The organism is Lysinibacillus sp. fkY74-1, from assembly GCF_053165895.1.
Genome location: NZ_CP170173.1, coordinates 3,920,367 through 3,943,045, shown reverse-complemented (window position 1 = coordinate 3,943,045; position 22,679 = coordinate 3,920,367). Strand labels below are relative to the sequence as shown.

Here is a 22,679-nt window from a genome sequence, read left to right as displayed (position 1 = left end):
CAACAAGGATTATGATGAATCCAAGACTACTATTTGTATTTCATGATGAATAGAATGGAGGAGACATAAACTGGGTGCGTTAGTGTCAAGCTTCTTCCAAAGTTCAGAAAAATAAAGGAGGTTTAACTTTGTCTGATTTTGTGCAACATGCAATTTTCGAGCATAGGTTTTGGCTAGAAATCATGCAAAATCATGCGCAATTTATTCATGATGCATTATATCCCTCTGAACAGGATGACATTCAAAGGGCAAATAGTTTTATCCAGCAATTCTCTCGGCTCCTCACCTATGTGTCGTCTATTGATGCTACCAATGCCGTCGCTTTCACGATAACTGTCGATGACAATGTCGAGCAGTTTAAACAATTTAAACTCCATCTACTGAGACATCAATTGTCAGGAGATATTGGTATTCATTTAACACCAACATTTGTCAATCATATGGTGAATGAGCTTGAGGAATATCAAAATGTACTTAGTTATTTGAGAAAAGGCGAGGTGCCACCCATATTTCATGAGCTTCATCACCATTTAATTTGGTTATTGGATGCCTCAGGACATGCAGGTATTATTCAGGATAATTTAGATGGGGTCGAAAAAAGATTGAAGCAAAAGAGTCATGAGTTTGCCAAACACTTTGAACAATTTTATTTAAAAGCAGTAGAATTAACAGGTTATTTACGAACTAATATGCATTCCTTTCCTGCTTTAAGCCGATTTAATAAAGATGTTGAGCTGGAAATGACATTATTCAAAACATTTTTAAAGGAGTTAGAAGAGATGGAATTGAGTGCAGAGGTTTTAGGTACATTTACTGCACCTATGGCGGATCATATGTGGCGTGAAGAGCAATACTATTTAATGAAGCTTGTACAGTCAAGAGGGGAAGGATAAATGAATCGAGAGGCTATCCCAATAGATAGCCTTATTTATTATGGATGAATCACTACTTCAGTCCCTATTGGAACAATACTGGCCAGTTCTTCAACATCTGGATTTTGCATTCGGATACATCCATGAGAAACAGCATGCCCAATGGAGCTAGGATCATTCGTGCCATGAATGCCATAGTGTTCCTTTGATAAACTCATCCACATAGTTCCAAATGGGCCGCCTGGATTTGGGTCTTTGTTAATAATAATAAAGCTGCCGACAGGTGTTTCGTGGAGCATACGTCCAACTGCTATTGGATATTGTTTTTGTAGGATACTATTTCTATAGAGACGTAGCCAACGATTTTCTGTAGAAATCTCAATACGGTAGGGGATCGTTTCGGGGTCCGGAAAGCCAGGTATTATTATTGGTTGACCAACGTAAAGAGTACCTGATTGAATGCCTGGATTGGCAGCAATAATGGAAGCCACTGGAGTACGATAATCACGGGAAATTTGAATTAACGTTTCCCCAGGTTTAACGGTATGAATCAACGTCAATCCCTCCTTTAATACAGGTGATGATTATACTATATGCTACAAATGAATGATGTTATGGATTGTTCAGGTCTTTGGATAGAATAAGCAGTAACATCGTATGGTTAAGGAGCATATAGCATGAAGGAATTTAAAATTACTTATTTTTTTGATGAAATACATTATGTCAGAAGATTTATCTTTATCGAGTCTCAGCAAGAAGCAGAAAAACTGGTAAAGAGTGAACGAGATCAATATATCTCCTTTACAGATAGCAGAGGTATTTATCATGAATTGCATACTAGGCATGTACGAGTCATTCAAATTTCTGAATACCATCGTATCGATAAAAGTGCTAAAAGGAATGACACATAATCTGTTCATCATTACACACATTAAAGAAGAAAGGAGTGTGGCATGATGGACAAAGAACAAATACCACATGAAAAGAAAATATTTATGAATTTAAATAGTAAAGACAAACCTGACATGGTTGAATCTGATACAATAAGTCTTTTCGATTTGCATGAGGATATGCAAACCGTGGATGCTATTCCTGTGGAGGAGCTTAATAAGAGAGTAGAAAGAGAAGGCGATGAATTGATTGAATTACAGCCGGATGAATTGTAGGGGGAGCGAGCAATGAATAGAGAAAATGGAGATGCCCAATTCTCAGTTTCGGGTACGAATATTGATGAAGTGAAGCAAAAAAATGCCGAATCAGGATTATCCTACAATGAGGTAAAAGCATTATTGGCTAAACAGGGAGGACATGGGACGGCTGTCTTTAGTGACACAAATGTTGATGAAGTAAAACAAGAAATACACAAGCATCAATAAGTGACTGAGGAGGAGTGAGGTGTTGAGTGCTCTTCCTTTTTTCCTTTACAATGATGAGATAAGAAAGGGAGGTCTTAGACTATGTTGGAAAATAGATGCTCACGTTGTGGGAGAGAAAATCATTGTGGAGTCGCCAAAGGTGAAAAAGAATGTTGGTGTATGACAGAGAATTTTCCAGAGCAATTGTTAAGTACTACAAAGACGAATACATGTATTTGTCAAGCATGCTTAAATACATATAAAGAAGAGTCAGTATAACTTATAACTATTTGATGTTGCAGTAAAAATTGCACAATTGGTACAATTGTCTATCGCACAACAACCTAGGGGGCATACATTACTCTGAAAGGAGTGTGTCTAATGGCTAGACCAATTGAACTTAGTAATGTCACACAGATATATTTAGAGGAATATCAACGCATCCTCAAAAAGATGATGCAGGGCATGACCTATGTAACCATTACTTGTAGTATTTCAGAAAACTTTATAAAGCAAATCATTCCTTATCAAATAGCAGCAATTCAAATGTCAGAAAATGTTTTACGCTTCACAACAAATATTCCTGTACAAAATCTTGCATTAGAAATCATCCGAACACATACAGAAATGCTTGAAAGTATTGAAGCGCTACAAAATAGATGTTGTGTTGTGCAAAATTCAGAGTATGAATTATACGAGTATATGTGTGCTTATAAAGAAATTACGGAAGCTATGTTTAATGCAATGTGTGCACCACCAGTTTCCAATAGCATTAACATCAACTATTTAAGGGAAATGATTGTCCATCATCAGGGAGGAATACGACTAGCGCAAAATGTGCTGAGATTTTGTATTTGCCAAGAATTAATCCCGATTCTGAAGTGCATGATTCAAACGCTTTGTGAGCAACTAGAGGCTATGGAAAAGTTACTGGATAGTTTACAAAATTGCGATTGCGAGTGCTAGTACTAACTAAAGGTTTATATAGGAAAAAGGCGCTAAGATCAATCATGGTTTTAGCGCTTTTTCTGCATGAGAATAGTTTATCAAAGAACAATGAGGAAATGTCAATAAAGGCTCGCCTAAAGATTCACGTCTTGGTGAGTGGTATTATGGCACTGGCAAAAAGCTATTAGGTCAGGAACGTGTCTATATAGAATTAGAACAGCCATTCATTCATTACATTAAATTGCTAAAAAAGCCGTGTGGGAATATTACACAGGTCGTAAAAATGAGGCGGAAAAATACTTGCAGGAAATTTCAGAGAAATTCTTTGTAGTCATTGAAAAGCTAAAAGCGTTAAAGGAAATTCTCTTGGACGGAAAAAAGCAATATATTCATTAAAAACGGGGAGCAAGCAAAGAGAAGATTAGCTTGCTCTTTTTATGTTTAGGACACGGTTCCTTTATCAACACTAGGAACACACATAAAGGTTACGGTCCGCTTTTCACTATCATACAGACACCATTCACGGTGATCTACAACGGAGCCAACATTTACACCGTATTGTTTATCTTGTAATACAATTGGTTGTCCATAGCGAATGCGAATGGGTAGTTTTTTCTGCTGATGATAAAGACCTGATTCATGGCTATGGCCAAAGAAGAACAATGGCTTTTGAAAGGATGGGAATGTTGGCTGCCAGCTTACACTCCATTTAAATTGATGTCCATGCATTAGGGTGGCTCCATCAATTTCCATTATTTCAGGTAATGCTCTAAAGCGCTCAATACCAGTTACCTGTGTAATACGCTCTTCTTGATTGCCCCGTATAGAGGGGAAGGTTAACAGCTCTTCAAACTTACTTTCAACGATTGCTGCTCTTTGTAAAGATAACCCAGACATCGTTTGGGCTTTTTTCTTACTAATAGTGCATTCATATAAATCACCTAATCCAATGATTTTTGCTTCCTTTGCTGTCTGCTGAATATGAGTGAGAACAGCCTTTGTATCTTCTATATTAGAATGTAAATCTCCTAAAAGTGCATAAAGCATGCAAACCCGGCCTTTCCTATAAAATCGTATAAATATCATACACCTAATAGAAATTGCTAGAAAAGTAAAACGTCTAAGAATATTTCGTTAGTTTACCAACATATTTTGGGTGTATGGAAAAATTGCCAGGAAATTAAATGCTTGCTAAAATAAAATCATAATTTTCTGAAATTTAAATCCTTTAGTAGTTTGCCATTAATGATGACTCTATCCCGCAGTAGAAAATGAATTTTGGAGGGCTTATAATGACGATGTACATGACGGATATTCTTGAAAAGTATGCTGTGCAACAGCCTAGTAAAATTGCGACCTTATATAATGGGAATAAGTTAAGTTATTGTGAGTTTTACAAACATGTCGAACGATTTGCAGCTTATTTACAAGAGCAAAATTATAAAAAAGAGGATGTCATTGCACTGTATACACTCAACACAGATTTATTTTTAATTGCATATTTAGGTGTGCAATTAGCTGGCTACGTTGCTATGCCCATTAACACTAAATTAGCAGCTCCGGAGGTTGAGTTTATTTTTAATCATTCCCAAGCAAAGGGACTCATTTATGATGAAAGATTAGCTGAAACCTTAGAAAATGTATCCTATTCATTCCAACATATTATTGGATTTCAAGATATGAATCACATCCTTACTAATACTAATTTAGTAAGGGCTGTAGTACCGTTGGAGGCACATGATACTGCTGTTGTTATGTACACTTCAGGTACAACTGGTAAACCAAAAGGCGTGATGCTAACTCATCAAAATATTGTGGCTACAGCAGATATTTGGTCATCTTCCATGAACATGCTTAACACGGACAAGATGTTTATTTGTACACCATTATTTCACTGTGCGGGACTTCATGTTTTTGCCATGCCCATGTTTTATCAAGGCGGGACTGTCTTGATAGAAGAAGCTTTTTCACCCACTAAAACATTAGAGCAGATTGCAGTAACAGAGGCAACCATCTTCTTTGGTGTTCCATCTATGTATACGATCATTTTAAATACGCCCGGATTTAAGGAACATAGCTTTAACCATTTGCGTTTATTATGTTACGGGGCTGCCCCAATGCCTTATGAGCTTGTTAAACAAGTAAAAGAGGCGTTTTCAAATGTTAAAGTTCAAAATTTATATGGTCAAACGGAGAACACACCTGCAGCCACCTCTTTATTAGATACGGATGCTTTAACGAAAATAGGCTCTGTTGGGAAGCCATTAGAACAGACAGAGGTCCGAGTAGTTGATAGTGAAGGAAAGCTAGTTCCCGCTGGTGAGGTGGGCGAGATATGTGTAAGGGGACCCCAGGTGATGAAGGGCTATTTACGTAATCCCGAAGAAACAGCTAGAACGATTATAGATGGATGGCTTTATTCAGGTGATTTAGGACGTTTTGATGAGGAAGGCTATTTATATATAGTTGATAGGAAAAAAGATATGATTATCCGAGGCGGTGAAAATATTTATCCAATCGAGGTGGAGGAAGTGCTGTATCAATTGCCAGAAATTTTAGAAGCAGCAGTGGTTGGATTACCACATGAAGTGTATGGAGAAGTGCCTAAAGCCTTTGTCGTATTTAAAGAAGGTAAATGTCTCGATGAGGAAATCATTTTATCCTATTGTCAATCAAGGCTTGCTAAATATAAAGTACCATATGAAATAGAATGTTTAACTGAACTGCCGCGCAATGCTTCTGGTAAAGTTTTAAAGCATACATTACGACCAAAAGTAAGAACGATTTGAGAAAAAAGTTTTAGTATTTACAGTTAATTTTATTCGAAGCTTCGTTTTCGATGCAAAAAAAGTTCTCAGAAACAAGATAAAATAGGAACCTCTTTCAAAGTATCGTATAATAGAGTCTACGACAAATTAAAAGAGAGAAGGGTAACCCTTCGATTTAGAATAGGAGCGGAATTTGTCTTGTGGACGGGGTATAAACGCCTATTACTTATTGGCATGTTGATTATTATGTTACTTTCTAGCTGTCAGCCATTTTCACAGCAAGATGCAGAAAATAAAAATCAATTAACAGTATTAACAGTAGAATTTAATAGTGGAGCACCAATTGCTAATCTTTATATTACGGTCACAGATGTTCAGAATGGTAATGTTGTAGAAGAAGCTATTGGTTCTGAAGAGGGAGAAGCGATATTTTCGAAGCTAAAAGAGGGGCGAGAGTATGCTATTGCGGCAACGACTCTTGAAAATAGTGCAACAAATGATGGCTATACAACCATCGAGAATTTTACCTATGATACTACAAAACCTTACTTTAGATTGCAGACCCACTTTACAAGAGACGAGCAAGAGCTAGATGTTCCCGTGGTGATGCAAAATCCTGAGCTTCCACATGGCTGTGAAATAACTTCACTCACAGCCGTATTAAATTACTATGGAATGAATGTGTCAAAGCTTGAAATGGCTGATAACTATTTACCAAAGGAAGAAATACGTACAATAGGCAATCAACGATTTGGACCAAATCCAAATGAGGCTTTTGCAGGTAATCCTCGTGATAAAGCTCGAGGTATGTATGTATTTGCTGCTCCGATTGTCAAGGCGGCGGAGGCAGCTATTGCAGAGAAACAGGCTGATTTACGTGTAACAGATATGAGAAATGCCTCACAGGCTGATATTTTACAGCTTGTTCGTGAGGGAGTTCCTGTCGTGACATGGGTGACGCTGGATTTATCCAAGCCTAAAAAAAATGCAAATAGAGGCTGGATTTATAAAGGAGCGACTACTTCCCAGGATGCTTTTATGAATTTACACGCTGTTGTGCTAACTGGGCATTTAGGCGATAAGGTCGTGGTAATGGACCCGTTAAAGGGCTATGTAACTTATAATGTGGATCAGTTCTTTAAAAGCTATCATGAATTAGGTGAACAGGCAGTAGCTGTACATAAATAAACTAGCCATTAGGAAGTATGTTACACTAATAAAAAAGTAAAAAGTGAGTTGAGTAGAATGGCCATTGAGCACGCTTTTTTACCGGTTTTATTAGGCGATGAAATGAATGCTTATGGCATGGCCAGAGCATTTTACGAAGCCTATGGTGTGAAGCCACTTGCATTGAATCACACGAATATGGAAAAAATTCAACAAAGTGATTTATTAACCTTCCGTGAAGTACCGAGACTTCATATAGAAGAACGATTTGTGACGGCACTAAAGGCAATAGCGCAGGAATTCACAGAAAAAAAATTACTGCTATTAGCCTGTGATGAATTTTATGTCAAAAAAATTGTAGAACATAAAGATGAATTAATAGAGGATTTTTTAGTTCCTTATGTGAATACTACCCTTGCACATCAGCTGCTGACTCGTGAAAGTATGTATGAACTGTGTGCACAATTTGGCTTTCAATACCCTGCTATGCATGTATGTACAGTTAATGATTATGAAGATTACGAAATGTCATTGGATTACCCAATTGTTATTAAACCAATGAATATGACAAAGTATGCCACATGTATTTTTCCTGGAAAGAAAAAAGTATATATTGCACATGATAAAGAAGAAAAGGATAGTATATTTCATGCTATTTATAAGGAATCAGCCTATCGGGATGATCTCATGATTCAACAATATATCCCTGGAGAAGACGCGAATATGCGTGTTGTCAATGCTTATGTAGGACAAGATGGGAAGACGAAGCTTCTTGCTGTAGGAAATCCAATACTAGAAGAGCATTCACCAGAGGGCATTGGTCGTTATGTAGCTATTATGACAGCCTATAACCCTGCTTTAATGGAAAATGTGAAGTTGTTTCTAGAAGCTATTCAATTCCAGGGATTTGCTACATTTGATATGAAATATGATGAGCGTGATGGACACTATAAATTGTTAAGTATCGAATTACATAATGAGCTTTCCAATTATTATGTGACTGCTAGTGGCTATAACCTTATGCAATATGTAGCGGACGATTATGTTCGTGGAAGTAAACAGCCACTTACATACGTGCAAAATAAACATCTTTGGACAATTGTACCCAATGGTGTCCTTTTCAAATATGTACAAAATGAACAACTGATTATTGAAGCGAAAAGTCTCATTCGACAAGGAATGGCAACGGATTCTATTTTTAATTATAAGGATATGAATGCTAAACGCTGGTTGAATGTTACTGTCGATAATTTAAATTTTTACCGTAAATATAAGAAATATTTTAATAACAAAGGTCTGTCTAACTCATGAAAAAACAAACTTTAGGTATAATAGGTGGAGTTGGTCCACTAGCAACCATGTTTATTGGTGAAATGATTGTAAGACGTACAAAGGCGCAAAAAGATCAGGAGCATTTACATACCATTATTGATAATGATACAAATATTCCTGACCGTACGGCTTTTATTTTAGATAATACGAAAGAAAACCCTGTGCCTGTTATAATGGAGGATGCAAAAAAGTTAGCTTCTGTAGGAGCTGATATGATTGCTATTCCGTGTAATACCGCTCATACTTTTTATGACGAGATTCAGGCAGGCTCTCCGATTCCCGTTTTGCATATGATTCGTGAAACAGCAAAGCGAGCATCCGAATTGGGAGCAGAGCGTGTTGGAATTTTAGCGACAACAGGTACATTGACTTCACGGATGTATCAAGAGGCGTTGGAAGAATATGGTATTACACCTGTGGTACCAGATAATGAGATGAGGGCGCATGTGATGACCATCATTTACGATTTTGTCAAAGCTGGTAAAGATGTCACACAGGATGATTGGCAACCAATTGAAGATGCCATGCTTGCCCTAAACTGTGACCGTATCGTGTTGGGTTGTACGGAGTTATCTATAGTTAATCGAGATTTAAAATTAAGTAATGTATATATCGATTCATTAATCGTTTTAGCGGAGTGTGCTATTTTAGCATGTGGTTATGAGCTAATCGATTAGGAATGTATAGAAAAAATCTGCTTGCTTTACATGGGTAGGCTGCAAGTCTTCAAAGAGTTGTGGACGGGCTTTCATTTCCATGTGTGGAGTTAGGCAGATTTTTTATGGATGAAAGATTCATTTGGTGAAACGATTAGACCAAGGTTTGCGTACATATAAAGTAGGAAGCTGCCGAGTGTGTTAAACTAGTGTCAAGCAGATAGAAGGTGGGAAATAACATGTCAGTAATCAGTTTATTAAAAGAAGAATTACAAGCAAAATGGAACTTTGAAGCAACCATGAAAATTCAAGAGGAAATGATACCAGCCATGCTTGAAGGGAAGGATATCGTAGCTGAATCACCTACAGGTTCTGGTAAAACATTAGCGTATGTTTTACCATTGCTGAATAAAGTTAATGGAGCGAAAAAACAAACACAAGGTCTTATCGTAGCTCCATCACAAGAGCTAGCGATGCAAATTGTGGAAGTTATCCGTGAGTGGACGGCAGGTACGGATATTACAGTTCAGCAGCTTATTGGTGGTGCCAATTCCGCTCGTCAAATTGAAAAATTAAAGAAAAAGCCAACGATTGTTGTAGGAACACCTGGTCGTTTAAATGAATTAGCACGTGCAGGGAAATTAAAACTCAAAGAAATTGAAACAGTTGTTTTAGATGAATGTGATCAATTACTAAGTCGTGAATACCGTGTTGTCATTAAATCCTTTATTGAAGGTTCAGCGTTTGGACGACAAGTGGTAGTTGTTTCGGCTACTATTACAGAGGAAATTGAATTAGTGGCAAGTCGAATGATGTTCGAACCAGTTCGTTTTAAAATTAAGCCAGAGGATATGCTAAAGGTTGGCAAAGTAACCCACTCTTTTGTGAAGGTCGAAGAACGTGATAAAACGGAGTTTCTTCGCCACCTATCGCATACAGAAGGCCTGAGAGCATTAGCTTTCGTCAATAATATTGATCAATTATTAATGAAAGAAACGAAGCTCCAGTATCGCTCTGCACCCATCGTTACACTTCATTCTGACATGAAAAAGGAAGAACGTAAAAAGGCTTTAGATGCTTTCCGCAAAGGGGACGCACGTATTTTAATAGCAACAGATATTGCTGCACGTGGTTTAGATATTGCCGGTTTAACACATGTTATTCATGTCGATGTACCACGAACAATTGAGCAGTATTTACACCGTTCTGGTCGTACTGGTCGTGCCGGTGCAGATGGTGAGGTATTAACATTACTATCTTATCGTGACGAAAAAACCTATAAAAAATGGACAAGAGAAATTCCTGGTAAGCCAGTGCAGAAGATTTGGCATGATGGTAAGTTGAAAGAAGGTAATTCTAAAACAATTGGACAAAAGGGAGGGAAATAATATGACGTTTGAAGAAAAATTACAGGCATACGCGGAACTTGCAGTAAAAGTTGGGGTAAACATTCAACCAGGTCAATATTTGTTAGTCAACACATCAGTTGAGGCTTTAGATTTTGCTCGTTTAGTCGTTAAAGAGGCGTATAAGGCTGGGGCAGGGCGTGTCCATGTTAATTTTTCTGACGATGAAATGGATCGTGCCTATTTTGAACATGCCTCTGATGAAGAATTTAACCGTTTCCCCGAATGGGTCGTACAAATGCGTGATGAACTCATTGAACGTAAAGGGGCATTATTATGGATAGATGCCGCAGATCCTGATAAATTAACAGGAATCTCGGCTGATCGATTAGCTACTCATCAAAAGGTATCAGGAGCTGCGTTGAAAAACTATCGTAATGCAGTTATGAAGGATTTGATTGCGTGGTCCATTATTGCAGTACCTTCGCCAAAGTGGGCGGCAAAGGTATTCCCTCAATTGACAGCAGACGAGCAAGTACCTGCTTTATGGGAAGCTATCTTTAAAACAGTTCATATCGGAGAAGGTAACGCAGTTGAAAATTGGCATCAGCATGTAACGAATTTAGAATCTCGGGCAGAACTTTTAAATAATAAAAAGTATGCGAAGCTACACTATACTGCACCTGGAACAGATTTAACGATTGCTTTAGCTCCACAGCATAAATGGGTAACTGGTGGCAGTAAAACGCCTGAAGGCCATGTTTTTATCGCCAATATGCCAACAGAAGAAGTCTATACACTTCCTATGAAGCAAGGTGTAGACGGTTATGTTAGTAATTCAAAGCCTTTAGTATATCAGGGCAATATCATTGATGGCTTTAAATTAACATTTAAAGAAGGAAAAATCATTAAAGCAGAAGCTGAAGTAGGTCAAGATTTACTACAGGAGCTTATTCAAGTAGATGAGGGTTCTAGTTATTTAGGTGAAGTAGCACTTGTCCCGCATGAGTCACCAATTTCAGCATCAGGGATTTTATACTTTAATACACTATTCGATGAGAATGCTTCGAACCATTTAGCGATTGGAGAAGCATACCCGACATGCTTAGAGGGTGGTAGAGACTTGGAAAACGGTCAACTAGAAGCATTAGGTGCGAATATTTCTGTAACCCATGAAGACTTTATGGTTGGTAACGGTGAAATGGACATTGATGGTATATTACCAGATGGAACTATAGAGCCTATATTCCGTAAAGGTAGCTGGGCTTTCTAAACTTAGTTTGAATGGAGAATGGGGGAGAGCAGATGAAGCACATAGGTAGTTTGATTGGGATGATTATATTATTACTGACAGGCTGGAGTTCATCTGCTTTTGCTCAAACTGAAAACTATATAGCAATTGGGGATTCACTAGCTGCTGGTCAAACCCCCTTTCAACAAATTGATGCTGGGTATAGTGATCTAATTGCTATGAGATTACAGTCAATGAATCAATTAAAATTCTATACAAAGGAACTTGCTTTTCCAGGTTACACAACAGCCCATGTATTAGAAAAAATTAAGACTGAGGAAGCAAGGGATTTATTAGCCAATGCCACTTTAGTTACTGTTTCAGCAGGTGCCAATGATTTATTAAGCCTTATACGGCTAAATCCAATGGCTGGAACATTAACTTTTTCTCAACTTCAAACAGATTACGCCTTAAATACGGTGAGAAAAAATATAATAGCTATTTTAAATGAATTGGCGGAACGAGCTCCAAAGGCTCAGGTATATGTTGTAGGCTATTATTTTGCCTATCCAGCTGTTCATCTAACTCAAAAAGAAGGCACAAATGCACAGCTTGTGAAATTAAATAAAATTTTACAGCAACAGGCGGAGCTAGCTGGAGCGGGTTACGTAAATGTGTATGACAGCTTCGGGTTAAATGCCACAAACTACTTACCAAACTATACAGATGTCCATCCGAATATGGAAGGCTATCGCCAAATGGCCAATGCATTTTTAAAGGCTTATAGTGGTAGTGATGCCCTATCTATAGCTCCATCACAATTACCGAAACCGAATCCTGTATCATTTGAGGAAATTTTACAAGAACGAGCTTCTGCACAGCCTAAACAACAAAAGGTAACATCCTCCCAGTCTGTACGAAGTGTACGTTCCATTCAGGGATTTCACGGCTATACCGCTTTTATGGCAAAATTAGAAAAGAGATAAGTGAAGGCATCTGATAGGATGCTTTTTTTTCGTTCTTAATTCCCCAAACAAAGGAAAAACAATCCTTTACTAGCCATGATAAAATAGTAAGAGGACAGGAGGTACAGGAATGAAAATATTTCATACAGCAGATTGGCATTTAGGGAAGCTCGTTCAGGGTGTCTATATGACAGAAGATCAACAATATATCCTACAACAATTTATACAAGCTATCGATGAAGAAAAGCCAGATGTAATTATTATAGCAGGTGATCTATACGATCGTTCCATGCCCCCTATTGAGGCAGTGAATTTACTAAATGACACTTTAGCAAAAATAGTTTTAGAAAAGAAGATTCCTATTTTAGCCGTTGCAGGAAATCACGATAGTGCAGGCAGATTAAACTTTGGTAGTCGATTAATGCGTGATAGTGGTTTATATATTAAGGGCCAATTTACGAAAGATCATGCCCCTATTATTATAAATGATCAATTTGGAGAGGTGCATTTTCATCTTGTACCATTTGCAGACCCTGCCTCTATTCGCAGTATTTTTGAAGAGGAAGCCATTCGCTCTCACCAAGATGCTATGCAGAAAATAATTGAACATATAACAGCAGGTATGGATACAAGTAAACGTAATATATTTGTTGGACATGCCTTTGTGACCAAATACGGTGAGGAGGAAGCCAACACTAGTGATTCAGAGCGTCCGCTTTCTATAGGAGGCTCAGACTGTGTGAATGCTGCTTTATTTAAACCATTTCATTATACAGCACTTGGACATTTACATAAGGCACATTTTGTCTTAAATGAAACGATTCGCTATGCCGGTTCACCATTAAAATATTCATTATCTGAGCATCTACATGAAAAGGGCTTTTTAATTATCGATCTAGATGAGCACGGAAATAGTACTGTAACGAAAAGAAAATTGATGCCGAGAAGAGATTTGCGTGTAGTAGAAGGTCAGTTGGAGGAGTTATTAATGCTTCCACCAAGTGATGATTATGTATTTGTTAGATTGACAGATGCTACGTCCGTATCTTCGCCAATGGAACGTATTCGTACTGTTTTTCCTCATGCCCTGCATGTTGAACGTAAGATTTTACGACAAGAGAAACCAAGTGAGCTTCAAGTAGTAGAGGCAGAAAAGCTAGAAGATATAGATCTATTCCGCTCTTTCTTTACAGATATAATTGGGATTCAACCAGATGAAGATACCGAGCGCCTGTTTACAGAGATGTTACAGGAATTATTAGATAAGGAGCGAGAAACAGTAAAATGAAGCCATTAAAGTTAACGATTACGGCATTCGGTCCTTATAAAAATACGGAAATAATTGATTTTCAACAGTTAGGGGAACATCGATTGTTCGCCATCTCTGGCAAAACTGGAGCAGGGAAGACGACGATTTTTGATGCGATTTGTTATGCACTTTATGGGGCAGGTAGTGGTGAAGATCGCCAGGATACAGCTTTACTACGAAGTGGCTTTGCTGACGATGATGTGTATACAGCAGTAGAACTTATTTTTGAAATGCATGGAAGGGTCTATCAGATTTTACGTCAGCCCGGACATATAAAGGGAAAAAATAAAACAGCTACTGGTAAAAAAGTGGAGCTAGCGGAAGTTAGGGAGGGAATGCTCGATTATAACATTGTGGAAAAGCAGCAAACACTTGAGGTCGATAAAAAGATTCAGGAAATTATAGGTCTGACAAAGGATCAATTTAGCCAAATTGTGATGCTACCTCAAGGTGAATTTCGCAAATTATTAACGTCTGATTCAACAAACAAAGAGGTAATCTTACGAAAAATTTTCAAAACAGATCGCTTTGGTGCTATGACAAAGCTGCTTGATGCTAAACGAAAAGAAGCAGAGAGTGATCTTGAACGTGCCAAACAATTAAAAGAACATCTACTTGGTCAAATTGTTGGTGCACTTCCACAACGTTCATCTCCTCTGTTCAAACAAATTGCGGATAATACGGAAAATATGTTTCAGCTCAAGCAAGCACTTGAAGAGGAGCTTACCTATTATAAAAAATGTTTTGAAGATATACAGCGACAATATGAGGAAGCTTATAATCATCATCAAAAAGAACAGGAATTTTACCGTTTAGCTAAAACGCTTAATGAACAATTTGAGGAGCAGTCCAAACGACAAGAACGACTACAAATGCTGTTAGATGAGCAAGATAAATACCATGCGAAGGAACGGGAAATAGCTTTAGCAGAACAAGCGGAGCGTTTACTATTACTCGAACAACAATGTATGGATTTACGAGCTGAACAAAATTTAAAAGAACAAGCCTATCAACAAGCCCAAAGTAGTCAGCTACAAACCAAGGAACTCTTACAACGAGCACAAGAAAAATATGAAGCGGAAGAGGCAAAAGAGTCTGAGCGGCAACTGCTTTTACAGCAAGAAATGCAACTCCAAGCATTGCTTCCTAAGTTTGAAGCGTATGACAGCCATGTACAGCAGCTGCAAATTGCTGAGCAATATGTGAAAACCGCCAAACAAGGTGCAGCGGATAATATAGTACTAATCGAAAAAGAAAGCGCACAATTAGAGCAGCTTTCACAATCAATTGAGCACTATGAAAAACAAATGGAACCATATGAAGGTTACTTAGAAAAACTTCCAAAGTTGCAGGAGCAAGTAACTTTGCTCATGCAGATGGAGAACTATACAAAAACGGTAGAGATAGCGAAACAGGATGTTATCGCAACTAAAGCTCGCTATCAGGACAGTAGACTGGAGCTTCAACAATTAGAGCAACGCTGGCTGACAAGTCAAGCAAGTGTTTTAGCTCAGCAGCTTAAAGAAGGGCAGCCTTGTCCTGTATGCGGGAGTACGGCTCATCAGCAAACTCATAATGAGAAATTGGAAATTGTTGAACTTGCTCAGGTGGAAACATTAAGGGTAAAAGTTTCTTCCGATGAACGTTTGTATTTGGAAAAAGAGGCAATGTTAAGATCCGCACAACAGCTTCAGCAAGAGACACTGAAACAATTATATGCACACTCTATCAAGCAACAGGATCAAGCACAGATAATAGCTTCCTTAGAAAAAATGGAGAAAGAGATTACTAGCTTAAGGGTTATCAATCAACAGTTAGCTCAAACAAGAAAAAACCAGAAGGAACAGCGTTTAACAATAGAGCAATTGCAAAACAAACAATTAAAACTTGAGGAATATTTAAGCGAGCAGATGAAGAGCTGGACAAGACTTCAGGCAATTGTAGAGGAACAGCATAAGCAAATGCCAACAAATATTCCAACTTTACCGCAATTAAAACAAACGCTTACAGATGTTAGCCAACAGAAAATGGATTTTCAAAAATTATGGCAGGAAAGCCAACATCATTTACATGCCATGAAGGAAGCTGACAGTAATGCAAAACTAGCTGTGGAGATCGCCAAACAGAATTTTGAAGAATTAAAGCTCAAAATGAATGACAAGCGTGAACAGTTTTCAACAAGCATGCAGGAAGCGGGCTTTGTAAGCTATGAAGACTACGCAGCTGCGAAAAGAAGTGCCACTCAATTAGAGGAACTCCGGAGAGCATGCAGTGACTACACCCTTCAGGTTCATACGTTAAAAATTCAAATTTCAGAAGGAGAAAAACATCTTCAAGGAAAAGAGGAACAAGATTTAGCCTTGATGGAGGCGACTGTGAAAAGCCTCCGAATCGCCTATGAGGATGCCTTTAAACAACTTCAGCAAATAGATGGATTTGTGAAATCATGTCAAAGCTTTATGAACAAAGTCGAGGAAACAGAAAGAGAGCTACGTTTACTTGAGAGTGAGGCTGGACGTGTAAAGGAGCTATATGGCTTATTAAATGGGCAAAATTCGAAAAAGCTGTCCTTTGAACGATATATTCAAATAAATTATTTAGATCAAATTACAGAGGCAGCCAATATTCGCCTTAATCATTTATCGAATGGTCAATTTGAGCTTAGACGCTCAGACAGACTTGAAAAGCATGCAAAGCAAAGTGGACTTGGGCTTGATGTATATGATGCTTACACAGATCAATTACGAGATGTCAAAACGTTATCTGGTGGTGAAAAGTTCAATGCGTCATTAAGTCTTGCTCTGGGAATGGCGGATGTTATTCAAAGCTTCCAAGGCAATATTCATATTGAAACTATGTTTATTGATGAGGGCTTTGGCTCGCTCGATGAGGAATCATTAAATAAAGCAATAGACACCTTAATCGATTTACAAGATTCTGGCCGAATGATTGGCGTCATCTCCCATGTGCCTGAATTAAAATCCGCGATGCCAGCAGTTTTACATGTCGAAAAAACATTAAACGGACATAGTCAAACACACTTTGAAATAAAATAAAGGAAGGTGTATTTCCGGCTTAAGGAAATACACCTTCCTTTCATTTTTTCCGAGGACTGACTGTAGAAGTTGTCCCTTTTTTTGCTGCCATCACTTTTTTTACAATCGGTATAACAATCGGCGCTAATTTAACAGCGGTTTTTACTACCTTTGATACTTTCATTAAAAACACAGCCCCTTTTTTAATTACTTCTACCTGTTTATTCTAAAAGTAAAACATTAGCGGATAACTCGAACGGCTTGAATAATATTCCATATTACGATTCCGAGCGAGACAATTCCGTAAATGGCGAACGAAATGAACCAAACGATCATTACTGTACTATTACTTGAAGTGGGATCTAAACTAAAGGTAGAAAACACAAAGACAATGAAAAATAATATACCAAATACAAAAGGAATTAAATGAGACACTAGTGCGCGAATGGAATGTCTTTTGATATCAGCATCTTTCGAAACGAAATAAACAATCAATGGTACGATGAAAGGAGCAAAGAAAATACTGAGATAGCTGAAGGCAGATAAAATTTTTTGGTTCTCCATAGTTGTACCTCCTTTTTTAATATTTACGCATGGAAATCAGCAAAGTTTCAAAAATTAAGTATGGAAGAGGTTGTAATCATTCCATGCTTTGCGTACAATGTAATTATTCAAAGTAAATTCAGATGTAACGACCACAAGGGGAGCTGATGATGTCAGCTGAGACTGGGCACGTAATGCCTTTACTCTTTGAACCTGTAAGCTAGCACTTACGTAGGGATGTGGATAGAAACCGACACTTGTACGATGTGAGGCTCTGTCCTGGCATCGTTTTTTCATTCTTGAAAATAATAAGATGTCAGAGAGAATCAAATCAGCGCTTTTCTATTCCTGCTCTTGTATCCTACATCGGAACAAAGGAGAGAATATGTATGGACAAAAAAAGACTATTAATGTTAGTGGAGATTGCAATATTTGCAGCAATTGGCCTTGTGCTGGATCAGGTCTCGTTTAAAGTATGGGCACAAGGTGGCTCTGTTAGTCTTGTCATGGTACCAATTATGTTAATTGCTATTCGCTGGGGCTTAGTAGCTGGCCTAACAACAGGCTTACTTGTAGGTGTTATGCAAACCATGTTTGGCGCTTATATTGTACACTGGCTTCAAGGGTTACTAGATTATGGCGTCGCTTTCACAGTTGTAGGATTAGCAGCCATTGTGCGCAGACCTTTACTAGAGGCAGCAAGTCAACTAAACAAAACAAAAATGGCACTTTATATTATTTTAGGTACTGTGTTTGCAGGCTTCTTGCGTTATGTAGCACATACTACTGCTGGGGCTGTATTTTTTGCGGAGTATGCCGGCGATCAAAATGCATGGATTTATTCGATTATTTATAATGGTACATATATGCTTCCTGCTACAGTATTAACAGCCATTGTGGGAGTGTTATTATTCACAGCGGCTCCACAACTTATGCAACGTAAAGCATAATGCCATCCCCCTTCATGTTGGTGAAGGGGTTTTTTATATAGTTATAAGAGAATAGCGCTTTTTGCACTTTGCCAAGGAGGCACGCATACAATATTTAAAGCGTTTAGCGTTATACGTATAAAAAGTTATGTTATATTAAAGAGTAGATATTAGATGAAAGGGACGTTATACATGATTGTAAAAACGCAAGAAGAGATTGAAGCTTTTAAAAAAATTGGACGCATTTGTGCGGAGATCCGTGAAACAATGAAGGCTGCTACAAAACCAGGTGTCACAACACTTGAACTAGATGAAATTGCCGGTCGAATGTTTGCTGAGGCAGGTGCAATTTCTGGACCAAAAGGAGAATATGACTTCCCAGGATATACTTGTATTAGTGTCAACGAGGAAGTAGCGCACGGTATCCCAGGTAAACGTGTTATTCAGGAGGGAGATATCGTTAATATCGATGTTTCAGGCTCTTTAGATGGCTACTTTGCCGACACAGGTATTTCTTTTGTAGTCGGTGATGGCTATGAAGATAAAGAAAAACTATGTCGTGTTGCCAAAGATGCTTTTGATCGTGCAATGACAAAGGTAAAGGCTGGCTCTAAATTAAATCAAATTGGCAAGGCGGTAGAGCGCGAGGCGAATGCTAATGGCTTAACAGTTATCATGAATTTAACAGGCCATGGTTTAGGTCGTTCTTTACATGATGAGCCAAATCACATTTTAAATTATTATGATGCATGGGACTCTACGATTATGAAAGAAGGTATGGTTCTTGCAGTTGAGCCATTTATCTCTGCAAAAGCAGAGCATATAGTAGAAGCTGGTGATGGTTGGACATTCATAACACCCGATAAGTCTCTTGTTGCTCAAATTGAGCATTCAGTGATTGTTACAAAAGATAAACCAATTATCCTCACTTCATTAGACGAAGACTAGGATGACACAAAAAATCCTGCTCACCAAATTACTTTTGGTAGGCAGGATTTTTTTTAATGAATAAAATGCCAACAAAGAGTACACCACATAAAAATAACGCAGCGGTTGTTACGAGTAGCTCATCAAAACCATTATGTAAAGCGATTCCTATATAAGCCCATATAAAAACACTTGGATACATGATATCAAAGTGATGAAAGCGGATATGTAGCGCAATGACTCCACCTAATGTCAGTAAAATAACTGCCCAAAGAGGAGTACTTAGACCAAAACCGTTCCAACCATAAGCTGTTAACGTAAAGCTAATATTTGTGATGAAAATAAATGTCATCCATGCTAAATAAATGGCGAAAGGAATACGACCCGACAGTGATTTGTCATGAAGTGGATACGTATTGTACAACATAAATAGATACAAGACTAAGAGTAGGGTAATGCCGAGAGAAACAATAAATAATTCATGATGCCATACGTATATCATTAATGCTTGTAAAATATTTATGCAACTAAAGAGCGCAGACTGTTTCATAGATGTCTTTTTGATGTTCATCACTAACCAATAACCGATGAATAAATAAATGACAATCCAAATTAAATGACTTCCATCAACAGGTGCAAATACCACCGAAAAACGATTAGAAATTTCTAAAGAAGACTGACCGTTAAGTTTCATGAAAAAGGATGAAAAGGTTAGGATGAGTGAGACAATATACGAAATTGTCATCAATAAAAACCGAGGCATGCTTTCCTCTCCCTTCGTGTTAAATTGTATAGGGAAAAGACAAATAAGTATAGTACTGTCACTCATTTTATTATAACGGAAACTTCCATCAATGTATCGTGTTGTTTGCTAATACTATCTACAATTTACCATCTCAATAGGCATCCATTTATTTCTTTAGTACAATAAGAATATATACAAAATAAAGGAGTGAAGCTTTATGACACAAAACTTAAAAAATCTAGACCTATCTATTGAACTAGATAAAAAGATGTATAAAAAGAAATTAAAAGTACTCCAATATGAAATGTTAAATGCCCAACAATTTTTATTAAAAAACAAAATTGGTTTAATTTTAGTGTTTGAAGGTATGGATGCCGCTGGGAAAGGTGGAGCGATAAAACGTTTAATTGAACGTGTCGATCCACGTGGCTATATCGTACACCCAATTTCAGCTCCACAGCCACATGAGCTACGCTATAACTATTTACAACGGTTCTGGAGAAAGCTACCTCAGCATGGGCAAATCGCTGTTTTCGATCGTTCATGGTATGGGCGTGTATTAGTAGAACGTATTGAAGGGTTCGCAACGAAGGAAGAATGGTCTCGTGCCTATGAGGAGATTAATAATTTTGAAAAGATTTTAACTGCGGGGGACTACATAATAATTAAGTTCTGGCTTCATGTTTCAGATGAGGAGCAATTAAAGCGTTTTAAGGAACGAGAACAAAATCCATATAAATCTTGGAAGCTAACAGAAGAGGATTGGCGCAATCGAGAAAAGTCACCACAATATATTGAGGCTGCCAATGAAATGTTTGACAAGACCGATAAGAAAAATGCTCCATGGATTTTAGTAGCTGGAAACGATAAAAAATATGCACGTGTGCAGGTGCTACAAGAAACGCTTGCACATATTGAACGAGAGGCACTGAAACGTGGACTTCATTTAACAAATGTATTAGACAATCCGCTTTTAGAAGATGCTGACTCATCCAGCCTGAACACCTTGAATGAGAAGAAGAAGTAAAAAATAAAATGTAAAATGATGGTGCTATGACATGAAGACATGAGCTGTTTTAGTTGTAGCAGCATCTTTTTTTACATACAATAAGGTAAAACTAGGGATTACTCCTTTAAATTCTATTAGTTAAGAAGGTAGTGAAAATTTCTACCGATATTGATTGGAAGGCTAGTGTGGAGAAATGGTGCTTAAAATTTGGAATTTATTAAGAAAAAAGGGTGGGAATGTGGTAACTATAAAGGGGGAAAAATGCTACATCCGAACATTCCAAGAAAATGATGCACGAAGTTTAACAGGTCTCGTAAGCCGCAATAAATACTTTTGGTCAACATATGAGCCTTTACAAAGACCTGAATACTATACGATCGACGCGCAATATAAAAAAATTCAAGAAAGCTTATATTTAATGGATTCAAAGCGAGAATTTACTTTTGGCATTTTTGAGCATGGTACTAATAACCTAATAGGACATATTGCACTATATGCTGTAAAACGTTTACCCTACTCAAGTGCATTTGTGGGATATGCTATGGATGAAATTTACGTAGGTAAAGGAATTGTTACTGAGGCAGTGAATATGGTAGTCCGCTTTGCATTCGATCAAATTGGGCTACATCGAGTAGAGGCATATGTATCAACCCAAAATAATCCCTCGATGCGTGTTTTAGAGAAGGCGGGCTTTCAACAGGAAGGTCTTTTAAGGAAGCTCCTGTATATTAATGGTCATTGGGTGGATCATTATATGTATGCTCGTTTAGAGGATGAATAAATAAACAAGTGCCTTTCTTTTCAAAGGAAAGCACTTGTTTATTGATTAGCTATAAATCAAGTTAGGATAACTATTGATGGTTACCATCTTCAATTAAATCTAGATGACCTGTATTTGGGTCAATAATTAAACCATGTACAGGAACGTCTTTTACCATTAATGGGTGATTTCGAATCGTGTCGACACTTTTTTTGACACTTGTCGCTACATCACCAAAACCACGTAAAAATTCTTTTAAATCAAAACCAGAATACTCCAGCATTTTGATGGTTTCTGGATTGATACCTCTTTTAACCATTTCACTTAGCATGGCATCAGGATCAACTGCACTCATACCACAGTCATAATGTCCAACCACATAAACTTCATCTGCTTGTAGGCCATAGACAGCAACTAATAAACTACGCATTACAGCACCGAAAGGATGGCTCACTAATGCACCGGCACTTTTCACAATTTTTACATCGCCATTACGGAGATTCATCGCTTTTGGTAAAAGCTCTACAAGACGAGTATCCATACAAGATAAAACAACAATACGTTTATCAGGATATTTTGTAGTGATGAATGGTTCATATTTTTTCTCTTGTACAAACTCTTTGTTAAACCCTAAAATATCTTGTAACATTGTCATGAAAATTGCTCCCTTCCTTACAAAAAATATTTTAGAGCAAAACTTTAATTATGCAAACAATAAAGACTTTTTTCAGACAATTTTTACAATAAAGAAGCAAACTTCGTACACTTTAGCAGCTTAATAA

Annotated in this window: 25 protein-coding genes and 1 riboswitch; of the genes, 19 read left to right on the top strand and 6 right to left on the bottom strand. The window is 37.6% G+C overall.

Features of this window, described 5'->3' with window-relative positions; translation table 11 throughout:
* Positions 1-128 precede the first annotated feature (128 nt).
* Positions 129-893 (top strand): DUF2935 domain-containing protein, encoded by a 765-nt coding sequence (locus tag ACE1MS_RS19575; RefSeq protein WP_012292059.1) that lies wholly within the window; start codon positions 129-131, stop codon positions 891-893.
* A gap of 38 nt (positions 894-931) precedes the next feature.
* Here ACE1MS_RS19575 and ACE1MS_RS19570 read toward each other — a convergent pair whose 3' ends face one another.
* Entirely contained in the window at positions 932-1,426 is a 495-nt protein-coding gene (locus tag ACE1MS_RS19570; RefSeq protein ID WP_036165352.1) for a L,D-transpeptidase family protein, read from the bottom strand.
* A 123-nt stretch (positions 1,427-1,549) separates the two neighbouring features.
* Here ACE1MS_RS19570 and ACE1MS_RS19565 point away from each other — a divergent pair, with 123 nt between their 5' ends.
* From ACE1MS_RS19565 to ACE1MS_RS19545, 5 genes are all read left to right on the top strand, one after another.
* Entirely contained in the window at positions 1,550-1,783 is a 234-nt protein-coding gene (locus ACE1MS_RS19565) for a hypothetical protein (protein ID WP_012292061.1), read from the top strand.
* 45 nt (positions 1,784-1,828) lie between these two features.
* The gene (locus ACE1MS_RS19560; RefSeq protein ID WP_031416844.1) at positions 1,829-2,038 is read left to right on the top strand and encodes a hypothetical protein; all 210 of its coding nucleotides are present in this window, start codon (positions 1,829-1,831) and stop codon (positions 2,036-2,038) included.
* Between the two features lie 12 nt (positions 2,039-2,050).
* Complete coding sequence (locus tag ACE1MS_RS19555; RefSeq protein ID WP_012292063.1) at positions 2,051-2,248, top strand: gamma-type small acid-soluble spore protein; 198 nt, start codon at positions 2,051-2,053, stop codon at positions 2,246-2,248.
* A gap of 81 nt (positions 2,249-2,329) precedes the next feature.
* A complete protein-coding gene (locus ACE1MS_RS19550; protein WP_447402573.1) occupies positions 2,330-2,506 on the top strand; it encodes a cysteine-rich CWC family protein in 177 nt (58 codons plus the stop codon).
* A gap of 102 nt (positions 2,507-2,608) precedes the next feature.
* Complete coding sequence (locus ACE1MS_RS19545) at positions 2,609-3,193, top strand: DUF305 domain-containing protein (RefSeq protein WP_012292064.1); 585 nt, start codon at positions 2,609-2,611, stop codon at positions 3,191-3,193.
* A 423-nt stretch (positions 3,194-3,616) separates the two neighbouring features.
* On the opposite strand, the gene ACE1MS_RS19540 is transcribed toward ACE1MS_RS19545, so the two are convergent.
* A complete protein-coding gene (locus tag ACE1MS_RS19540) occupies positions 3,617-4,222 on the bottom strand; it encodes a metallophosphoesterase family protein (RefSeq protein ID WP_031416846.1) in 606 nt (201 codons plus the stop codon).
* A gap of 245 nt (positions 4,223-4,467) precedes the next feature.
* Here ACE1MS_RS19540 and ACE1MS_RS19535 point away from each other — a divergent pair, with 245 nt between their 5' ends.
* The 9 genes from ACE1MS_RS19535 to ACE1MS_RS19495 all read left to right on the top strand — a co-directional run bounded on the left by ACE1MS_RS19535 (position 4,468) and on the right by ACE1MS_RS19495 (position 17,005).
* Entirely contained in the window at positions 4,468-5,964 is a 1,497-nt protein-coding gene (locus ACE1MS_RS19535; RefSeq protein ID WP_447402572.1) for a class I adenylate-forming enzyme family protein, read from the top strand.
* A gap of 177 nt (positions 5,965-6,141) precedes the next feature.
* Entirely contained in the window at positions 6,142-7,131 is a 990-nt protein-coding gene (locus ACE1MS_RS19530; RefSeq protein WP_036160430.1) for a C39 family peptidase, read from the top strand.
* 57 nt (positions 7,132-7,188) lie between these two features.
* Entirely contained in the window at positions 7,189-8,421 is a 1,233-nt protein-coding gene (locus tag ACE1MS_RS19525) for a carboxylate--amine ligase (protein WP_036165355.1), read from the top strand.
* The gene (locus ACE1MS_RS19520; RefSeq protein WP_012292071.1) at positions 8,418-9,119 is read left to right on the top strand and encodes an aspartate/glutamate racemase family protein; all 702 of its coding nucleotides are present in this window, start codon (positions 8,418-8,420) and stop codon (positions 9,117-9,119) included. Before ACE1MS_RS19525 ends, ACE1MS_RS19520 begins: the two co-directional genes overlap by 4 nt.
* Positions 9,120-9,337: 218 nt before the next feature.
* Positions 9,338-10,486: a DEAD/DEAH box helicase gene (locus ACE1MS_RS19515; protein WP_447402571.1), complete on the top strand. Its 1,149-nt coding sequence runs from the start codon at positions 9,338-9,340 to the stop codon at positions 10,484-10,486.
* A 1-nt stretch (position 10,487) separates the two neighbouring features.
* Positions 10,488-11,717, top strand: a complete 1,230-nt coding sequence (locus ACE1MS_RS19510; RefSeq protein WP_012292073.1) for an aminopeptidase — start codon at positions 10,488-10,490, stop codon at positions 11,715-11,717.
* Between the two features lie 32 nt (positions 11,718-11,749).
* Positions 11,750-12,661 carry an SGNH/GDSL hydrolase family protein gene (locus ACE1MS_RS19505; protein ID WP_198695464.1) on the top strand — a complete coding sequence of 304 codons (912 nt, stop codon included), beginning with the start codon at positions 11,750-11,752 and terminating at the stop codon, positions 12,659-12,661.
* A gap of 109 nt (positions 12,662-12,770) precedes the next feature.
* The gene (locus ACE1MS_RS19500; RefSeq protein WP_198695462.1) at positions 12,771-13,928 is read left to right on the top strand and encodes an exonuclease SbcCD subunit D; all 1,158 of its coding nucleotides are present in this window, start codon (positions 12,771-12,773) and stop codon (positions 13,926-13,928) included.
* On the top strand, positions 13,925-17,005 hold the full coding sequence (locus ACE1MS_RS19495; protein ID WP_447402570.1) for an SbcC/MukB-like Walker B domain-containing protein: 3,081 nt from the start codon (positions 13,925-13,927) through the stop codon (positions 17,003-17,005). Before ACE1MS_RS19500 ends, ACE1MS_RS19495 begins: the two co-directional genes overlap by 4 nt.
* A gap of 40 nt (positions 17,006-17,045) precedes the next feature.
* Here ACE1MS_RS19495 and ACE1MS_RS19490 read toward each other — a convergent pair whose 3' ends face one another.
* Together ACE1MS_RS19490 and ACE1MS_RS19485 are read right to left on the bottom strand one after the other, a co-directional pair.
* Entirely contained in the window at positions 17,046-17,168 is a 123-nt protein-coding gene (locus tag ACE1MS_RS19490) for a hypothetical protein (protein ID WP_257216288.1), read from the bottom strand.
* 56 nt (positions 17,169-17,224) lie between these two features.
* On the bottom strand, positions 17,225-17,548 hold the full coding sequence (locus ACE1MS_RS19485; protein ID WP_031416856.1) for a DUF4870 domain-containing protein: 324 nt from the start codon (positions 17,546-17,548) through the stop codon (positions 17,225-17,227).
* 126 nt (positions 17,549-17,674) lie between these two features.
* Positions 17,675-17,782, top strand: a riboswitch (TPP riboswitch).
* A 134-nt stretch (positions 17,783-17,916) separates the two neighbouring features.
* On the opposite strand from ACE1MS_RS19485, the gene thiT reads away from it, so the two are divergent.
* The gene (gene thiT / locus ACE1MS_RS19480; protein WP_031416858.1) at positions 17,917-18,477 is read left to right on the top strand and encodes an energy-coupled thiamine transporter ThiT; all 561 of its coding nucleotides are present in this window, start codon (positions 17,917-17,919) and stop codon (positions 18,475-18,477) included.
* A gap of 171 nt (positions 18,478-18,648) precedes the next feature.
* A complete protein-coding gene (gene map / locus ACE1MS_RS19475; RefSeq protein ID WP_036216602.1) occupies positions 18,649-19,404 on the top strand; it encodes a type I methionyl aminopeptidase in 756 nt (251 codons plus the stop codon).
* Positions 19,405-19,432: 28 nt separating this feature from the next.
* On the opposite strand, the gene ACE1MS_RS19470 is transcribed toward map, so the two are convergent.
* Positions 19,433-20,146 carry a hypothetical protein gene (locus ACE1MS_RS19470; RefSeq protein WP_031416860.1) on the bottom strand — a complete coding sequence of 238 codons (714 nt, stop codon included), beginning with the start codon at positions 20,144-20,146 and terminating at the stop codon, positions 19,433-19,435.
* Between the two features lie 199 nt (positions 20,147-20,345).
* Here ACE1MS_RS19470 and ACE1MS_RS19465 point away from each other — a divergent pair, with 199 nt between their 5' ends.
* Positions 20,346-21,155, top strand: coding sequence for a polyphosphate kinase 2 family protein (locus ACE1MS_RS19465; protein WP_198695458.1), 810 nt, complete (start codon positions 20,346-20,348; stop codon positions 21,153-21,155).
* A 175-nt stretch (positions 21,156-21,330) separates the two neighbouring features.
* Positions 21,331-21,918, top strand: a complete 588-nt coding sequence (locus ACE1MS_RS19460; RefSeq protein WP_012292083.1) for a GNAT family N-acetyltransferase — start codon at positions 21,331-21,333, stop codon at positions 21,916-21,918.
* A gap of 70 nt (positions 21,919-21,988) precedes the next feature.
* Here ACE1MS_RS19460 and ACE1MS_RS19455 read toward each other — a convergent pair whose 3' ends face one another.
* Complete coding sequence (locus tag ACE1MS_RS19455; RefSeq protein ID WP_012292084.1) at positions 21,989-22,552, bottom strand: beta-class carbonic anhydrase; 564 nt, start codon at positions 22,550-22,552, stop codon at positions 21,989-21,991.
* Positions 22,553-22,679 lie beyond the last annotated feature (127 nt).

What these genes read in the sequence shown, in the direction of transcription:
- ACE1MS_RS19565 (WP_012292061.1), top strand. Translation starts at nt 1,550, where the DNA reads ATGAAGGAATTTAAAATTACTTATTTTTTTGATGAAATACATTATGTC.
- ACE1MS_RS19560 (WP_031416844.1), top strand. Translation starts at nt 1,829, where the DNA reads ATGGACAAAGAACAAATACCACATGAAAAGAAAATATTTATGAATTTA.
- ACE1MS_RS19555 (WP_012292063.1), top strand. Translation starts at nt 2,051, where the DNA reads ATGAATAGAGAAAATGGAGATGCCCAATTCTCAGTTTCGGGTACGAAT.
- ACE1MS_RS19550 (WP_447402573.1), top strand. Translation starts at nt 2,330, where the DNA reads ATGTTGGAAAATAGATGCTCACGTTGTGGGAGAGAAAATCATTGTGGA.
- ACE1MS_RS19545 (WP_012292064.1), top strand. Translation starts at nt 2,609, where the DNA reads ATGGCTAGACCAATTGAACTTAGTAATGTCACACAGATATATTTAGAG.
- ACE1MS_RS19540 (WP_031416846.1), bottom strand. Translation starts at nt 4,222, where the DNA reads ATGCTTTATGCACTTTTAGGAGATTTACATTCTAATATAGAAGATACA.
- ACE1MS_RS19535 (WP_447402572.1), top strand. Translation starts at nt 4,468, where the DNA reads ATGACGATGTACATGACGGATATTCTTGAAAAGTATGCTGTGCAACAG.
- ACE1MS_RS19525 (WP_036165355.1), top strand. Translation starts at nt 7,189, where the DNA reads ATGGCCATTGAGCACGCTTTTTTACCGGTTTTATTAGGCGATGAAATG.
- ACE1MS_RS19520 (WP_012292071.1), top strand. Translation starts at nt 8,418, where the DNA reads ATGAAAAAACAAACTTTAGGTATAATAGGTGGAGTTGGTCCACTAGCA.
- ACE1MS_RS19515 (WP_447402571.1), top strand. Translation starts at nt 9,338, where the DNA reads ATGTCAGTAATCAGTTTATTAAAAGAAGAATTACAAGCAAAATGGAAC.
- ACE1MS_RS19510 (WP_012292073.1), top strand. Translation starts at nt 10,488, where the DNA reads ATGACGTTTGAAGAAAAATTACAGGCATACGCGGAACTTGCAGTAAAA.
- ACE1MS_RS19505 (WP_198695464.1), top strand. Translation starts at nt 11,750, where the DNA reads ATGAAGCACATAGGTAGTTTGATTGGGATGATTATATTATTACTGACA.
- ACE1MS_RS19500 (WP_198695462.1), top strand. Translation starts at nt 12,771, where the DNA reads ATGAAAATATTTCATACAGCAGATTGGCATTTAGGGAAGCTCGTTCAG.
- ACE1MS_RS19495 (WP_447402570.1), top strand. Translation starts at nt 13,925, where the DNA reads ATGAAGCCATTAAAGTTAACGATTACGGCATTCGGTCCTTATAAAAAT.
- ACE1MS_RS19490 (WP_257216288.1), bottom strand. Translation starts at nt 17,168, where the DNA reads ATGAAAGTATCAAAGGTAGTAAAAACCGCTGTTAAATTAGCGCCGATT.
- ACE1MS_RS19485 (WP_031416856.1), bottom strand. Translation starts at nt 17,548, where the DNA reads ATGGAGAACCAAAAAATTTTATCTGCCTTCAGCTATCTCAGTATTTTC.
- thiT (WP_031416858.1), top strand. Translation starts at nt 17,917, where the DNA reads ATGGACAAAAAAAGACTATTAATGTTAGTGGAGATTGCAATATTTGCA.
- map (WP_036216602.1), top strand. Translation starts at nt 18,649, where the DNA reads ATGATTGTAAAAACGCAAGAAGAGATTGAAGCTTTTAAAAAAATTGGA.
- ACE1MS_RS19470 (WP_031416860.1), bottom strand. Translation starts at nt 20,146, where the DNA reads ATGCCTCGGTTTTTATTGATGACAATTTCGTATATTGTCTCACTCATC.
- ACE1MS_RS19465 (WP_198695458.1), top strand. Translation starts at nt 20,346, where the DNA reads ATGACACAAAACTTAAAAAATCTAGACCTATCTATTGAACTAGATAAA.
- ACE1MS_RS19460 (WP_012292083.1), top strand. Translation starts at nt 21,331, where the DNA reads ATGGTGCTTAAAATTTGGAATTTATTAAGAAAAAAGGGTGGGAATGTG.
- ACE1MS_RS19455 (WP_012292084.1), bottom strand. Translation starts at nt 22,552, where the DNA reads ATGACAATGTTACAAGATATTTTAGGGTTTAACAAAGAGTTTGTACAA.